The organism is uncultured Roseobacter sp., from assembly GCF_947501835.1.
Taxonomy (GTDB): domain Bacteria; phylum Pseudomonadota; class Alphaproteobacteria; order Rhodobacterales; family Rhodobacteraceae; genus Roseobacter.
This window is the reverse complement of sequence record NZ_CANMXR010000008.1, coordinates 118,377-132,801: the sequence shown is the minus strand read 5'-3', so window position 1 is coordinate 132,801 and position 14,425 is coordinate 118,377. Positions and strand designations below refer to the sequence as shown.

The 14,425-nt window shown below is 59.0% G+C and carries 15 protein-coding genes; 12 read left to right on the top strand and 3 right to left on the bottom strand.

Annotated elements, in window-relative coordinates; translation table 11 throughout:
• Positions 1 to 178: 178 nt before the first annotated feature.
• The 8 genes from Q1A20_RS17070 (at position 179) to Q1A20_RS17035 (ending at position 8,175) form a co-directional block, all read left to right on the top strand.
• Positions 179 to 1,402, top strand: a complete 1,224-nt coding sequence (locus tag Q1A20_RS17070) for an AAA family ATPase (protein WP_298972615.1) — start codon at positions 179 to 181, stop codon at positions 1,400 to 1,402.
• 20 nt (positions 1,403 to 1,422) lie between these two features.
• Positions 1,423 to 2,859 carry a CpaF family protein gene (locus tag Q1A20_RS17065; RefSeq protein WP_298972219.1) on the top strand — a complete coding sequence of 479 codons (1,437 nt, stop codon included), beginning with the start codon at positions 1,423 to 1,425 and terminating at the stop codon, positions 2,857 to 2,859.
• Between the two features lie 11 nt (positions 2,860 to 2,870).
• Positions 2,871 to 3,833, top strand: coding sequence for a type II secretion system F family protein (locus Q1A20_RS17060; protein WP_298972216.1), 963 nt, complete (start codon positions 2,871 to 2,873; stop codon positions 3,831 to 3,833).
• A 12-nt stretch (positions 3,834 to 3,845) separates the two neighbouring features.
• Positions 3,846 to 4,829, top strand: coding sequence for a type II secretion system F family protein (locus Q1A20_RS17055; protein ID WP_298972215.1), 984 nt, complete (start codon positions 3,846 to 3,848; stop codon positions 4,827 to 4,829).
• Complete coding sequence (locus Q1A20_RS17050; protein ID WP_299502740.1) at positions 4,829 to 5,410, top strand: tetratricopeptide repeat protein; 582 nt, start codon at positions 4,829 to 4,831, stop codon at positions 5,408 to 5,410. The genes Q1A20_RS17055 and Q1A20_RS17050 overlap by 1 nt, the downstream gene beginning before the upstream one ends.
• Positions 5,411 to 5,441: 31 nt before the next feature.
• Positions 5,442 to 6,287 (top strand): tetratricopeptide repeat protein, encoded by an 846-nt coding sequence (locus Q1A20_RS17045; protein ID WP_298972211.1) that lies wholly within the window; start codon positions 5,442 to 5,444, stop codon positions 6,285 to 6,287.
• Positions 6,288 to 6,785: a prepilin peptidase gene (locus Q1A20_RS17040; protein ID WP_298972209.1), complete on the top strand. Its 498-nt coding sequence runs from the start codon at positions 6,288 to 6,290 to the stop codon at positions 6,783 to 6,785.
• Positions 6,786 to 6,867: 82 nt separating this feature from the next.
• On the top strand, positions 6,868 to 8,175 hold the full coding sequence (locus Q1A20_RS17035) for an ATPase (RefSeq protein WP_298972206.1): 1,308 nt from the start codon (positions 6,868 to 6,870) through the stop codon (positions 8,173 to 8,175).
• A gap of 125 nt (positions 8,176 to 8,300) precedes the next feature.
• Here Q1A20_RS17035 and Q1A20_RS17030 read toward each other — a convergent pair whose 3' ends face one another.
• On the bottom strand, positions 8,301 to 8,678 hold the full coding sequence (locus Q1A20_RS17030) for a VOC family protein (protein ID WP_298972200.1): 378 nt from the start codon (positions 8,676 to 8,678) through the stop codon (positions 8,301 to 8,303).
• A 39-nt stretch (positions 8,679 to 8,717) separates the two neighbouring features.
• Between Q1A20_RS17030 and Q1A20_RS17025 the strand changes: the two genes are divergently transcribed.
• From Q1A20_RS17025 to Q1A20_RS17010, 4 genes are all read left to right on the top strand, one after another.
• Positions 8,718 to 9,266 carry a helix-turn-helix domain-containing protein gene (locus Q1A20_RS17025; RefSeq protein WP_299917801.1) on the top strand — a complete coding sequence of 183 codons (549 nt, stop codon included), beginning with the start codon at positions 8,718 to 8,720 and terminating at the stop codon, positions 9,264 to 9,266.
• Positions 9,267 to 9,386: 120 nt separating this feature from the next.
• A complete protein-coding gene (locus tag Q1A20_RS17020) occupies positions 9,387 to 11,840 on the top strand; it encodes a ligase-associated DNA damage response DEXH box helicase (protein WP_299917958.1) in 2,454 nt (817 codons plus the stop codon).
• A 40-nt stretch (positions 11,841 to 11,880) separates the two neighbouring features.
• Positions 11,881 to 12,543 carry a ligase-associated DNA damage response endonuclease PdeM gene (pdeM, locus tag Q1A20_RS17015; RefSeq protein ID WP_299917799.1) on the top strand — a complete coding sequence of 221 codons (663 nt, stop codon included), beginning with the start codon at positions 11,881 to 11,883 and terminating at the stop codon, positions 12,541 to 12,543.
• 9 nt (positions 12,544 to 12,552) lie between these two features.
• Positions 12,553 to 12,972 (top strand): PaaI family thioesterase, encoded by a 420-nt coding sequence (locus Q1A20_RS17010; protein ID WP_299917797.1) that lies wholly within the window; start codon positions 12,553 to 12,555, stop codon positions 12,970 to 12,972.
• A 3-nt stretch (positions 12,973 to 12,975) separates the two neighbouring features.
• Here Q1A20_RS17010 and folD read toward each other — a convergent pair whose 3' ends face one another.
• A complete protein-coding gene (folD, locus tag Q1A20_RS17005; protein WP_299917794.1) occupies positions 12,976 to 13,878 on the bottom strand; it encodes a bifunctional methylenetetrahydrofolate dehydrogenase/methenyltetrahydrofolate cyclohydrolase FolD in 903 nt (300 codons plus the stop codon).
• An 11-nt stretch (positions 13,879 to 13,889) separates the two neighbouring features.
• Complete coding sequence (locus Q1A20_RS17000; RefSeq protein ID WP_298972187.1) at positions 13,890 to 14,363, bottom strand: hypothetical protein; 474 nt, start codon at positions 14,361 to 14,363, stop codon at positions 13,890 to 13,892.
• Positions 14,364 to 14,425 lie beyond the last annotated feature (62 nt).

Here is a 14,425-nt window from a genome sequence, read left to right as displayed (position 1 = left end):
CGGATTAAGCCCTAATCTCGCCCAAGTTCACTGCGACTTTCCCTCTAATGGGACACTTATGTCCGGCCGAAAAGCCGGGCACGGGCGGTCGCAGGGGACGTTGGGGTAATATAAAAATCATTCCTCTACAGCTCTGCCTCGCCCTTTGAACATAAAGGAAGACGAGGCAATGAGCACAATGCCGCAACCAGATACATCCCTTATCGTCGCCTGCACGGTCAGTCGCGATGTACAGAACTTCGATCTTCTGATCGAGGACATGGAGTTGGCACTTGGGGAAAGCTGGGGCGACCTGGGCTTTGCCGAAGCTCTCGCATTTTTTGGACAACCAGAAGCGCAAGCCCTTGAATTCGTTGCACTTGCCATTGACGAGGCGGATGAAGACAACCTCGGCCTGATGGGCGAGATCATCACCCAGGCCAAATCGCGCAACATCAAGGTCATTCTGATCGCGGAAGACGTCACGCCTGCCTCCCTGCACTCCCTGCTGCGTCAGGGAGCCGATGAATTTGTCCCCTACCCACTCCCCGAAAATGAATTGGGCGAAGCCATTGAGCGTGTCCGGGCGCAGGATGCCGCGGTCTCCGCTTCGGCTGCCGCCCCGGCACTGAAATCCGACAGCCAAAAAGAAGGCGCTGTGATTGTCGTACACGGGTTGGCCGGCGGCACCGGGGCGACCACGCTTGGCGTCAACCTGGCCTGGGAATTGGCCACGGCGGAAAAAGAAGGCGGACCAAGCGTGTGCATGCTGGATCTCGATCTGCAATTTGGTGCGGTGGCCACCTTCCTCGACCTGCCGCGCCGTGAAGTCGTCTACGACATGCTGTCCGATACCGAAGGCATGGATGATGAGATTTTCGGTCAGTCTCTGCTGACGTTTCAGGATAAGTTACAGGTACTTACGGCGCCGATGGAGATGTTGCCACTTGACCTGATCACCTCCGAGGATGTGAACCGGGTGCTCTCCATGGCGCGCCGACACTTCGATTATGTCGTCATCGACATGCCCTCCACGCTGGTGAGCTGGTCCGAAGCGGTGCTCAGCGCCGCGCACGTATATTTCGCAACCGTTGAGCTGGACATGCGCTGCGCCCAGAACACGCTGCGTTTCAAACGCGCGTTGCAAGCCGAAGAGCTACCGGTGGAGAAATTGCGCTACGTCATGAATCGCGCGCCGAAATTCACCGATCTCAGTGGCAAGGCCCGGGTGAAGCGCATGGCGGAAAGCCTGGGCATTTCCATCGACGTGCATATGCCGGATGGCGGCAAACCCATTACGCAAGGAGCGGACCATGGTCTGCCACTTGCGGAATCCGCGCCCAAGAACCCGCTGCGGCGCGAAATTCAGAAGCTGGCGGCCTCCATTCACGAACTCAACAGTAACGACGCCAAGGCGGCCTGATCCCGCAAAGGAAACCGCGCATGTTCTCCAAGTACAAGAAACCATCGGCAGGCACCCCGCCCGCCCCCGCCAAGGACGCAGCGCCGGTTGCGGATATTGCTGCGGCGCAACCCAGCGGGGTCACCCGCAAGTCTGCGCCGCAGGGATCTGCGCAGGTCACGCCGATGGACAAGGAGCGCAAGCGCAAGGAACGCATGGGCGAGATCAAGCTGGATCTGCACCGTGTGCTTCTGGACAACCTCAACCTGTCCGCTTTGGAACATGCGACAGAGCAGGATTTGCGCCAGGAAATCAGCGCTATTTCCAGCGAGTTCCTTGAGGAACGCAGCATTGTTCTCAACCGCGAAGACCGTCAGAACCTGACTTCCGAGCTCTATGACGAAGTGACCGGTCTTGGCCCGCTTGAGACGCTGCTGAAGGATGAAACCGTCAACGATATCCTCGTCAACGGACCACAGCAGATTTTCGTAGAACGCTCCGGCAAGCTGGAACTCACCGACATCACGTTCAAGGACGAGCGGCACCTGCTGCGGATCATCGACAAGATCGTTTCCGCCGTAGGTCGGCGTGTGGACGAATCCAACCCCTATGTCGACGCCCGTCTCAAGGATGGCTCACGTTTCAACGCGATGGTGCCACCTGTTGCAGTGGACGGATCGCTTGTTTCCATCCGGAAGTTCAAAAAAGACAAGCTTGGCATTGATGATCTAGTACAATTCGGTGCCTTTACTGAGGAAATGGCCGCATATCTGCAAGCGGCGGTGGCCACACGTCTCAACGTGATCGTCTCCGGCGGTACCGGTTCCGGTAAAACCACGACGCTCAACGCGCTGTCCTCTTTCATCGACAACGCTGAACGCATCCTGACCATTGAGGATACGGCGGAACTCCAGCTGCAACAGACCCACGTGGGCCGGATGGAAAGCCGTCCGCCGAACGTGGAAGGCAAAGGTGAGGTGTCCCCCCGCGACTGTCTGAAAAACGCCCTGCGGATGCGGCCCGACCGTATCATCGTCGGCGAGACGCGTGGCGAGGAAGTCATCGACATGCTACAGGCCATGAACACCGGCCACGACGGCTCGATGACCACGATCCACGCCAACTCCGCGCGCGATGGTGTCAGCCGTCTGGAAAACATGATCGCCATGGCAGGCATCGAGATGCCGCTCAAGGCCGTCCGCTCGCAAATCTCCTCCGCTGTGAACCTCATCGTTCAGGCCTCCCGCTTGCAGGACGGCTCGCGGCGCATGACCTCGATTACCGAAATCACCGGGATGGAGGGCGAGGTCATCTCCATGCAGGAAATCTTCCGCTATCAGCGTGTCGGGCTGACCCCGGACAACAAGATCATCGGCCACTTCACGGCCACTGGCGTGCGCTCGGCCTACGCCGAACGCTTCCGCATGTGGGGCTATGATTTGCCGCCTTCCATCTATGAACCCATCGCGGCCGAATAAGGATCAGGATTATGAGTGCAGAACCAATTATCTATGGCTTGATCTTCATTGGCGTTCTGGCGCTGGTGGAAGGTCTCTATCTTGTCACCTTCGGCAAATCCATCAGCCTCAACAGCCGCGTCAACCGCCGGTTGGAAATGCTCGACAAGGGCAATGGCCGCGAGGAAGTGCTCGAAAAGCTGCGCAAGGAAATGCAGCAGCACATGAAATCGCGCTCGATCCCGCTGTATTCGCTTCTGGGGGAAAAGGCGCAGAAAGCCGCGATCGCCTTCACCCCGCGCCAGTTGATCATGATCATGGCGCTTTTGGGCGGCGTGGCCTTCATGGGTCTGACCGTCGGCACACAGACCGAGGTTGGGGTGCGTGCACTCCTGTCCGTCGGTATTGGTGTGGGTGCGGTATACTTCTGGGTCTCCGCCAAGGCCAACAAACGCATGTCGATGATCGAAGAACAACTGCCCGATGCGGTCGAACTCATGGTGCGCTCGCTGCGCGTGGGGCACCCCTTTACCTCCGCCGTTCAGATTGTCGCCAAAGAGGTTCAGGATCCCCTGGCCTCGGAATTCGGGATGATCGCGGATGAGGCCGCTTACGGCCGTGACGTCGGTGATGCGCTCAAGGAAATGGCGGAACGCCTGGACATGCAGGATTTGCGGTTCCTTGCGGTCGCCGTGACCATTCAACAAACCTCAGGCGGTAACCTCGCAGAAATCCTTGCCGGTCTGGCCAAGGTGATCCGCGCCCGTTTCCGCCTTTTCCGTCGGGTGAAAGCCATCACGGCCGAGGCCAAATGGTCAGGCAAGTTCCTGTCGGGTTTCCCGGTTGTGGCCTTGATCGTCATCAACATCGGCGATCCGAATTACTACGATGAGGTGCGCGACCATGCATGGTTCATTCCGGCCTGTTTCGTGGTGGGCATTCTGCTCGCGCTGAACCTCTTGGTTATGCGCATTCTGACCGACATCAAGGTGTAAGGAACTGATCCAATGGAAATGCTGAAGTCTGTAAACACCATGATTGTCGATCTTCTGGGCCCCCTGGGGCCGATGATCCTGCTGGGCACGGTTGGCCTGATCATGGTCGCCGTGACCGTTGCGCTGATGCTCAATCAGCCCGAAGATCCGATGGCCAAGCTGAAAAGATCGGTCCAGACACCCGACGCGTCAAAAGAGCCGCAACAACGGTTGCGCCAGGGCGAACGCAACGAGCAGTTGCAAAAATTCGCAAGTTTCCTGGAGCCGAAGGACGTCGCCGAGCTGAGCAAGAAGCAGCTGCAACTGCGTCAGGCCGGGTACCAGAGCAAGGACGCGGTCCGGTTTTTCCACTTCGCGCAGTTCGCCCTGGGCATTCTGGGCATTCTGGGCGCTTTCATCTACCTCATCCTGCTGGATGGCGGTGAGGGCTTCAGCAGCAACAAGATGATGATCTATTTCGTCGTGCCCGGTTTCTGCGGCTACTACCTGCCCACCTACTGGATTACGCGCCGCATCGATATGCGCAAGGAAGAGATCACCCAAGGCTTCCCCGACAGCCTCGACATGATGCTGGTATGTGTGGAAGCGGGCCAGTCCCTGGATCAGAGTATTGTGCGGGTTGCGCGTGAACTGCACGCCTCCTACCCCGCGCTGGCGCAGGAATTCGATATGGTTGCCTATGAAATGAAGGCCGGTAAGGACAAGACAACCGTTCTGAATGATATGGGCGAGCGCTGCGGCGTACAGGATGTGTCTTCCTTCGTGACCGTGCTGGTTCAGTCGGCCACTTTCGGTACCTCCATCGCCGAGGCCTTGCGGGTCTATGCCGCCGAGATGCGGGATAAACGTGTGATGCGCGCCGAAGAGGCCGCAAACAAGTTGCCAACCAAGATGACCCTTGCAACAATGATGCTGACGGTGCCGCCGCTGCTGATCATCCTGGTCGGACCTTCGGCGCATGGCATCACGCAACTTGGAAATATGGGCGGACCTTAATGACCAAAAGGCACTGGCGGGTACGCACGCCCGCCGCCTTGCTTTTGCTTAGCTTAAGTCTCGCCGCCTGCGCGCCGGGCGGCGATGCCATTCCTGAAGGTCAGGTCGACGCGCCCGGCGTGGACCTTGACGCAGAGGCCGTGGACGGTGTTGAGGTCGGGCACCGGCTGATTGCCGCCGGGGAATACGAACTGGCGATCAAAGCCTTCAACCGCGCGGCCCTCGACCGTGGCAAGATCGACGCCGAAATCCTCTCAGGCTTGGGCAGTGCAAACCTCGGGCTTGGACGGTTGGGTCAGGCGGAAAGCCTGCTCAGACGTGCCATCGACACCGAAGGAGCGCAGCCGGAGGATTGGAACAACCTCGGCGTCGTCCTCATGGAAGCTGGCAAAACCGCCGAGGCGGAACAGATTTTCCGCCGAGCCTTCGCGCTCGACAATGGCGAAAGTGTCGCAATTCGAGACAACTTGCGCTTAGCGCTCGCAAAATCTGAAAATTCTGCTACAAGTAGAGTTGAAACCGACGACTATAAGTTGGTTCGGCGCGGCAGCAGTGAATTTCTGATACGTCCGACGCCATAATTGAGGTAAGAGCAGTAAAAGGACGCACAAAATGCGCCACCCTATCCTTCTGTCCGCTTGTCTGGCGGGTGTGGTTCTCATCGCAGGCTGCGCCGAAAAAGACGATGAAACCGTGGAACGTGCCTTTCAGGACGTGAACGTGGTCGATGAATCCAATCTCAGTGATGTCATGCTAACCGTCGCGGATCCCAATGAGGCGGTGAATTATTTCAGCCGCACCGCCAAGGAGAAGCCCGATCGCATCGACCTGCAGCGCGGACTGGCCTATTCGCTGGTGCGTGCGAAACGCTTCTCCGAAGCCGCACCTGCCTGGGAGCGGGTCACCGAAATGGAAGAAGCGACCGCAGAGGACAGCGTGAACCTCGCGGATACGCTGATCCGCACCGGTGATTGGGCCAAGGCAGAGCAAACACTTGATGCCCTGCCACCCACCCACGAAACCTTCAACCGCTACCGTTTGGAGGCGATGTTGGCTGACAGCAATGAAGAGTGGACCAAATCCGACAGCTTCTACGAGATCGCAACCGGCCTGACGACAAAACCGTCGGGCGTGCTGAACAACTGGGGCTATTCCAAGCTCACACGCGGCGACTACAAAGAGGCCGAGCGTCTTTTTGGCGAAGCCATCCGTCAAGACCCAACGCTTTTCACCGCCAAGAACAACCTCGTTCTGGCCCGTGGCGCACAGCGTGACTACAACCTGCCTGTGATCCCGATGGATCAATCTGAACGGGCACAACTGTTGCACACAATGGCCCTGTCGGCGATCAAGCAAGGCGATGTGAGCGTGGGCAAGGGTCTGCTGCGCGACGCGATTGAGACGCACCCGCAGCATTTTGACGCCGCAGTACGCGCGCTGGAAGCCCTCGAAACCTAAATGGCGATTACAGCCTACTCCGCCTGGTGGTTTCTGCCGTTTGTGCTGCCGCTTTGCGTCTATGTGGCCTATACCGATCTTTCGCGCATGAAGATCACCAACAAGGCCGTGCTGGCGCTCGCAGGCGTCTTTGCGGTTTTGGGTCTGATCGCGATGCCCAGCTTTGATGTCTACCTCTGGCGGTTGGCGCAACTGGGCATCATGCTCGCCTTTGGCATCTTGCTGAATGCGGCTGGCACCATGGGGGCGGGTGATGCGAAATTCATCGCGGCATCAGCGCCTTACGTAGCACTTGGCGATCTGCGATTGGTGATCGCCCTGCTGGCGGCCTCCCTGCTGGCGGCCTTTGTGACACACCGTATCGCGCGGCATACACCACTGCGAAAGCTGGCACCAAACTGGCAAAGCTGGGATCAAGGCAAGAAGTTTCCCATGGGCCTCGCCCTTGGTATGACACTTGCCCTCTATCTGATCCTCGGTGCCCTTAATGGTGCCTGATTTACGCCATTTTCACCCTCTATCGTCACTCTGATCGCGCTCTGCGCGCTCTGAGCAGACGGATGTTATTGAGGGCCCCAAAATGAACATGCAAACCGCCAATGTCATGGCACCACCACCGCCACGCACGCTGGACGAGATGAAGCTGTCGACTGTCATGATGCGTGACATCGTCCTGAAAACGATGTTTCGCAAGAATGTAGATATGGTCAGCGATCTCAGCAAGGCGGTGTGCCTGCCCATTCCGGTCACGCAGGAACTGGTGGACATGGCCCGCGAGCAGCGCCTGCTGGAAGCGACCGGCACGCTTAACGCCAACAATGGCAATGAAATGGGCTATCAGCTGACGGAGCAGGGAAAGGCGCGCGCGCTTGATGCATTGGCCCAGTCGGAGTATTTCGGCGCAATGCCCGTGCCGCTGGACGTCTACCGTGAGCAGGTCAAACGCCAGTCCGTACGCAACATGCAGATCACCCGCAGTCAGTTGACCGGTGCGATGGGCCATCTGGTCTTGCCCGATATGTTGCTGGATCAGTTGGGGCCTGCGGTTTCCGCGGGCCGCTCGATCCTGATGTACGGCCCCCCCGGCAACGGTAAATCCTCGATCTCCAACGGCATCCGCGATGCGCTTGGCGACAATGTCTTTGTTCCGCGCGCCATCGAATACGCCGGTCAGGTGATTACCGTGTATGACCCCATCGTGCATGCCGCCGTACCGATTGAGGAAGACGATCCAAATTCACTGCGCCGTGCGACCAAATTCGACATGCGCTATGTGAAATGCGAGCGCCCCACCGTCATCACCGGTGGTGAATTGTCGCTCAACATGCTCGATCTGGTCTACAACCCCACGGCGCGGACCTATCAGGCACCGCTGCAGCTGAAATCCACCGGTGGCATCTTCATCGTGGACGACCTTGGCCGCCAGGCCGAACCGCCGCAGTCGCTGGTGAACCGCTGGATCGTACCACTGGAAGAAAGCAAGGACATCCTCGCCCTGCAATCGGGTGAGAAATTCGAGGTGCCCTTCGACACGCTGGTGATTTTCTCCACCAATTTCCACCCGAATGAAATCTTTGACAAGGCGGCCCTGCGCCGGATTTTCTTCAAGATCAAGATCGACGGACCCAATCAGGAAAACTTCCTCAAGATTTTTGCGATGGTCGCGAAGAAGCGGAAAATGCCGCTGGACGAGGCGACGCTGGTGCACCTGCTGAAGGTCAAATACCCCGAGATCGACAATATCTACGCGAATTATCAGCCGATCTTCCTGATCGACCAGATGATCTCAATCTGCGACTTCGAGGGCATCCCCTATCAGATGTCACCGGAGCTGATCGACCGGGCCTGGGCCAACATGTTCGTGAAAGACGAGCACATCGTCAAATGATCGAGCAGCGGCACGACGCCGAGTGATCGGAAATCGCCACATATTGCGCGGTCGCGGCTTGACCCCCAAGCTGCTGTGACTGCCAATTTTTCAAACATCGGCTTTGGTTTGCCAAGCGTGATCACTCACGCGCCTTGTGTCAAATCTTCCGCAAGCATAAGCGCGTTGCCATCGGGGTCGTAAAAGGTTGCGGTTTTGACCATGCCCTCGACGACATCTGTTTCGCCATCAAACTTGACCTGCGCCTGTTCCAGTTTGTGGCGCGCGCCATCAAGATCGCCGATCCCGAAAACGGGCACGCAGTTACCGGGGGCGGGCTTGGTATGCTCACCCAGGCCAAGGGTCACACCTGTGGTTTTGGTCCGAAGTTCGGACCAGCCGGCTTCGTCCGCATGATAGAGGGTTTGAAATCCGAGCATGTTTTCATACCACTTGGCACTTGCATGACGATCTTTGACCGACAGAGCGATGGTGATGGTGTCTTCCAGCGAAATGAGCGACATCGTCTTTCCCTATGATGCGAAGTATACTAACTATACTTTATGTACATAAAGCTTTTTGTCAACGTCACCTCGAAGGCTTGGGCATTGCCCATCTTGTCGAGCCTGCATGCAGGGATTCCCGGACGGCAGGCGACACTCTTGACCGCAACAGGTGCCAGCAGGACGTCTTTCGCCCAGAGCATGGAACATCTTATTGAGCTTGGTTTGCTGGAGCGGAACCCTGGGCATGGTCATCCGCTGAGACCAGAGTTTCGGCTCACCGAGTTCGGCAAAGAATCTGCAGCCATCGCGCATAAGATCAACAGCGTCTCCCAAGACGAAGACCAGGATTTACTGCGGCGGGCCTGGACATTGCCGGTATTGGCATCGCTCCATACGCCAGGCCACTTCAACGATATCAGACGAAGCCTGTTGACGATCACCGATCGTGCCTTGTCGCAATCCCTGAAATCCATGGAAAGCCGCAACTGGGTGCATCGAAGTGTCAACGTCGACGCACGCCCGCCAAGGCCGATCTACAGCGCCATCAACACCGGGGGCAGAATATGTCAAATAACTGCGCCCGAAATCAGTTTTATGCAACGTTGACCTCAAGTTGATATCGCCGCATAGGCAAGTCGCACACACATCGAACAAAAAGATCGATGCCACTTCCCTCTTTTCTGGCTGGGGCTTTTCCCTGTGGCCTCCTGCGCTACAATGCCCATCATGCGCGCGCTTCCCGACATCTTTGCCCATTGGTTCGCCGAGAAGGGATGGGCTATCCACCCGCACCAACAGGCCATGCTGGATCGCGCCGATGCCGCTGCGTTGTTGCTCATCGCGCCGACCGGGGGCGGTAAGACGCTGGCCGGTTTCCTGCCCACGCTAGTCGATCTCGCCGAAGGCTCGCACGACGGTTTGCATACGCTCTACATCTCGCCGCTGAAGGCGCTGGCCGCTGACATCAAACGCAATCTTACCACGCCAGTGACCGAGATGGGCCTGCCCATCCGCATCGAAGACCGGACCGGTGACACACCTGCCAGCCGCAAGAAGCGCCAGCGCGCTGACCCGCCACATATCCTGCTGACGACACCGGAAAGCCTGGCTTTGCTGACCTCCTACGAGGACGCGCCGCGCATGTTCAAGGGTCTCAAGCGTGTGGTTGTCGATGAGATCCACGCCCTCGCCGAATCCAAACGGGGCGACCAGTTGATGCTCGCCCTGGGGCGTTTGCAACGGCTCTGCCCCGACCTGCGACGTGTGGGTCTCTCGGCCACCGTAGAAGATCCAGCCGCCATCGCCCACCAACTTGCGCGCCACCCGGATACCTGTGACATCCTCCTCGCAGACCCCGGTCCGGCACCGGATATCTCCATGCTGACGACGCATGAGGCACCACCCTGGTCCGGGGGGAACGCCGCCTATGCGATCCCGGCTGTGCTGGAGGAAGTCCGCAAACACAAAACCACGCTGATCTTTCACAACACCCGCGCGCAGGCGGAGATTTTCTTTCATAATCTGTGGCTTGCCAATGACGACAGCCTGCCGATCGGCATCCACCACGGCTCCCTCGACCGCCAGCAGCGCGAAAGGGTCGAAGGCGCGATGGTGCGCGGTGAATTGCGCGCCATTGTCTGCACCGGCAGCCTCGATCTTGGCATTGATTGGGGGGATGTGGATCTGGTCATTCAGATCGGTGCCCCCAAGAATGTCAAACGGCTGATCCAACGCATCGGTCGGGCCAATCACCGATATAATGCGCCCTCAAAGGCGCTGCTGGTGCCCGCAAATCGGTTCGAGGTCGTGGAATGTGTGGCAGCCCTGGAAGCCGTGCGCGCGGGTGAATTGGATGGCGATCCGCGCGGTCCCGGGCCGCGCGATGTGCTCTGCCAGCATATCCTGATCACGGCTGCGGCGGGCCCGTTTGAGGCAGATGCGCTGTTTCATGAGGTCACCAGCGTCGGCGCCTACGCTGCGTTGACCCGCTCAGAATTCGACGCTTGCCTCGATTTTTGCGCAACAGGCGGCTACGCGCTGCGGGCCTATGACCAATGGCAACGGCTGCAAAAGCGCCCGGACGGGTTGTGGCAGTTGCGTGACCCGCGCGCGGCACAGAAAATCCGCATGAACATTGGTACCATTCAGGACACCGACACGCTGAAAGTCCGGCTGCGGCGCAATCGGGGCGGCAAACCACTGGGCGAGATCGAAGAAGGCTTTGCCGCTTCGCTCACGCCGGGTGATACATTTCTGATCGGGGGACAGATCGTGCGCTATGAGGGGTTGCGCGAAATGACCGTTGAGGTCAGCCGCAATGCCGCCAAAAAACCCAAGGTGGCGACTTTCATGGGCACCAAATTCGCCACCTCCACACAGCTGAGTGCCCGCGTGATCGAGATGTTTCAGCAGGCAGAGTGGCCGGAACTCCCCGCCCATACCGCGGAATGGCTGGCCCTGCAGCGGGAAGTCAGCCAGTTGCCGAAACCCGGCCGGTTGCTGATCGAGAGCTTTCCACATGACGGTCGCGAACAGACCGTGATTTACGGCTTTGCCGGACGCAATGGGCAACAGACGCTGGGGCTGTTGCTGACCAAACGTATGGAAGAAATGGGTCTGAACCCGATGGGGTTTGTGGCCACGGATTACGCCACCTTGATCTGGGGATTGGATCCGGTTGAGACGCCTGCGCCCCTGTTTGATCTCGACGCGCTGCAAGATGGACTAGAAAACTGGCTGGCGGGCAATGCCGTGATGAAGCGTACCTTTCGCGCCAGCGCCACCATCGCGGGACTGATCCAGCGCAACACCCCGTCAGCCCGCAAATCCGGTCGGCAAGCCACGTTCAGTTCAGATATTCTCTATGACACTTTGCAAAAATATGATCCCGGTCATCTGCTGCTGGACATCACCCGCGAGGAGGCCCTGCGCGGGTTGGTTGATTTCGGCCGGATCGAGGAGATGGCGGAACGGGTTGCAGGCCGCATCGATCATTTGAAGCTGACACGCGTGACACCGCTGGCTGCCCCAATGTTTCTGGAGATGGGGCGTGTGCCTGTGAAAGGCGCCGCGGAAGAAAGGCTGCTGGCCGAGGAAGCCGCACGGCTGATGGAAAGCGCCGGCATCGCTGACATCACGCCACAGCCTAGCAGCACGCCGGGCTGGCGTGTCGGGTATTGAACAGCTTGCAACACGCCTCATCATGCGCCATGAACAAATCATGAACTGCCATCCCTTTACCTTCGCTGGAACGGCTCTCAAGGCGCTTGGCTCTGGCGCGCTCTGGTGGCCCGAGAACGAAATGCTATGCGTTTCAGACCTGCATCTGGGCAAATCCGAGCGGGTTGCGCGCCGCAGTGGGCAGTCGCTGCCACCTTACGAGACCCGCGATACACTGACCAGGCTGGCGGCAGATCTGGACCAGACCGGGGCGCGCATCGTGATCTGTCTGGGCGACAGCTTCGATGACCTGATGGCGGCGGCCACGCTACCCGAAGCCGAACGCCTGTGGATTGCGCGCTTGCAGGCGGGGCGCCGCTGGATCTGGATTGAGGGCAACCACGATCCCGGCCCGATTGAGTTTGGCGGCGAACACCTGCAAGACATCGCACTCGGCGCACTGACCTTTCGGCACATCGCAGCGCCCGGCTGTACCGCTGAGGTCTCAGGCCACTATCATCCAAAGGCTGCGGTTCAGACCCGTGGGCGGCGCATTTCGCGACCCGCTTTCCTCTATGACGACGACCGTTTGATCCTGCCGGCTTACGGCACCTACACCGGCGGGCTGCGCAGCCACAGCGATGTTCTCGGCCATCTGCTGGGGCCAAAAGCGCTTGCCATTCTCACCGGTCCTGTGCCCACCTGTGTGCCAATGCCACGGTAGGAAAACGCGATGGAAGATTATCAAAGGGTCCGCATCCAAAAGAGTTTTGCCGCGCAGAGCATGATGACTACCCTGGGGGCCGAAATTCACAGCGTCGCAGAGGGCACCGTCGTGATCACCGCGCCACTCCTGCCGGGATCGCTGCAACAGCAGGGTTTTGGGCACGCGGGCCTCACTTTTTCCATCGGGGATAGTGCCGCAGGCTATGCGGCGTTGACCACCCTGCCGCTGGACAGCGAGGTGGTGACGGCGGAGATCAAGATCAATCTGCTGGCCCCCGCCAAGGGGGATTTCCTGCGGGCCACCGGCCGGGTGGTGAAACCCGGCAGGCGGTTGGTTGTGGTGACCTCCGAGGTTCACGCCATCGAAGACAACACGGAAAAGCTGATCGCGGTATTACAGGGCACGATGGTGCCGGTACCGCTCTAGCGCTTAAGCGGTCAGCCCCTCAGGTTCCGGCAGATCATTGGCCCGACAACAGGCCGTGACCGTGTTCGCCAGCAAGCAGGCGATTGTCATGGGCCCCACGCCACCCGGTACGGGGGTGATCGCGCCCGCCATTGCGGCGCAACTTTCGTAGTCGACATCGCCGACGAGGCGGGTCTTGCCCTCGCCACGCTCCGGCGCATCCAGACGGTTGATGCCGACGTCAATCACCGTGGCACCCGGCTTGATCCAATCCCCCGGTACCATTTCGGGGCGCCCCACGGCAGCCACAACAATATCGGCGCGGCGCACGACATCGGGCAGATCCTTGGTGCGGCTATGCGCGATGGTCACCGTGCAACTATCCCCCAACAGCAGCTGCGCCATCGGTTTGCCCACGATGTTAGAGCGTCCGATCACCACCGCATCCATACCGGACAGGCTCCCATGATGATCGCGCAGCATCATCAGACAGCCCAGTGGCGTGCAGGGCACCATGGATTTCTGGCCGGTGCCCAGCAGCCCGACGTTCGAGATGTGGAACCCATCCACATCCTTCTCCGGCGCGATGGAATTGATCACCAGATCTTCGTCCAGATGCTTTGGCAGCGGCAGCTGCACCAGAATCCCGTGGATCTCGGGATCGTTGTTCAGCTGATCGATCACCGCCAACAGATCCGCCTCGGAGGTCTCCGCATCCAGCTTGTGCTCAACAGATTTCATACCCACTTCGGCGGTCTGCTTGCCCTTGGAGCGCACATAGACCTGGCTTGCGGGGTCTTCGCCCACCAGGACCACGGCAAGGCCGGGGGTGATCCCATGGCCCTTTTTGAGCTTGGTCACATGCTCTGCGACCTGGGCGCGTACCGTGGCAGCAAAAGCTTTTCCGTCGATGATCTTGGCTGGCATCTGTTGTCTTCCTATTGTCGTTTGAAAGTGACCTTATGGGCCCATGAGTGACCATCCGTGATCACCAATTCGTCGAACTGCATCAGCTGCAGCAAATCGTAAAACGTTGCGACGTATTGCAGCTCTTCCTGCCGGAAAAACCCACCCTGACGCACCGCAACCGTCATCTGCGCCATGATCGCGCGGGCTCGGTAGAGGGTCGAGAAAACCTCATCATCAAGCGCTGTGAGAATGAGTGTGGAGGAGGTTTCGCCTTTGGAAAAGAACACGAAACGCGGGCTTTCCGGCGTATCGAGCTGCGCCGTGGTCAGGACATTCACAAAATCGATGCGCACGGCCTTGCCCGCCCCCTGACTGGCGCGCACGACGCGGTCGAATGTCTCCTCCGACGTGACCTTGGGGTAATAATATCCAACATAGCGATCCTGCGCGGCCACAGCCCCTGCAAACACCACCGCAAACAGCACGGCAATCAATCTGGTCATCATGGTCTCCTTGAATGTCATGACGCGCAGCTTGGCGGTGCGAGGCGCAAGGGGCAACCTTT

Excerpts from the sequence above, each read along its gene's own strand:
- Q1A20_RS17070 (WP_298972615.1), top strand. The coding sequence starts at position 179 with ATGCCGCAACCAGATACATCCCTTATCGTCGCCTGCACGGTCAGTCGC.
- Q1A20_RS17065 (WP_298972219.1), top strand. The coding sequence starts at position 1,423 with ATGTTCTCCAAGTACAAGAAACCATCGGCAGGCACCCCGCCCGCCCCC.
- Q1A20_RS17060 (WP_298972216.1), top strand. The coding sequence starts at position 2,871 with ATGAGTGCAGAACCAATTATCTATGGCTTGATCTTCATTGGCGTTCTG.
- Q1A20_RS17055 (WP_298972215.1), top strand. The coding sequence starts at position 3,846 with ATGGAAATGCTGAAGTCTGTAAACACCATGATTGTCGATCTTCTGGGC.
- Q1A20_RS17050 (WP_299502740.1), top strand. The coding sequence starts at position 4,829 with ATGACCAAAAGGCACTGGCGGGTACGCACGCCCGCCGCCTTGCTTTTG.
- Q1A20_RS17045 (WP_298972211.1), top strand. The coding sequence starts at position 5,442 with ATGCGCCACCCTATCCTTCTGTCCGCTTGTCTGGCGGGTGTGGTTCTC.
- Q1A20_RS17040 (WP_298972209.1), top strand. The coding sequence starts at position 6,288 with ATGGCGATTACAGCCTACTCCGCCTGGTGGTTTCTGCCGTTTGTGCTG.
- Q1A20_RS17035 (WP_298972206.1), top strand. The coding sequence starts at position 6,868 with ATGAACATGCAAACCGCCAATGTCATGGCACCACCACCGCCACGCACG.
- Q1A20_RS17030 (WP_298972200.1), bottom strand. The coding sequence starts at position 8,678 with ATGTCGCTCATTTCGCTGGAAGACACCATCACCATCGCTCTGTCGGTC.
- Q1A20_RS17025 (WP_299917801.1), top strand. The coding sequence starts at position 8,718 with ATGTACATAAAGCTTTTTGTCAACGTCACCTCGAAGGCTTGGGCATTG.
- Q1A20_RS17020 (WP_299917958.1), top strand. The coding sequence starts at position 9,387 with ATGCGCGCGCTTCCCGACATCTTTGCCCATTGGTTCGCCGAGAAGGGA.
- pdeM (WP_299917799.1), top strand. The coding sequence starts at position 11,881 with ATGAACTGCCATCCCTTTACCTTCGCTGGAACGGCTCTCAAGGCGCTT.
- Q1A20_RS17010 (WP_299917797.1), top strand. The coding sequence starts at position 12,553 with ATGGAAGATTATCAAAGGGTCCGCATCCAAAAGAGTTTTGCCGCGCAG.
- folD (WP_299917794.1), bottom strand. The coding sequence starts at position 13,878 with ATGCCAGCCAAGATCATCGACGGAAAAGCTTTTGCTGCCACGGTACGC.
- Q1A20_RS17000 (WP_298972187.1), bottom strand. The coding sequence starts at position 14,363 with ATGACCAGATTGATTGCCGTGCTGTTTGCGGTGGTGTTTGCAGGGGCT.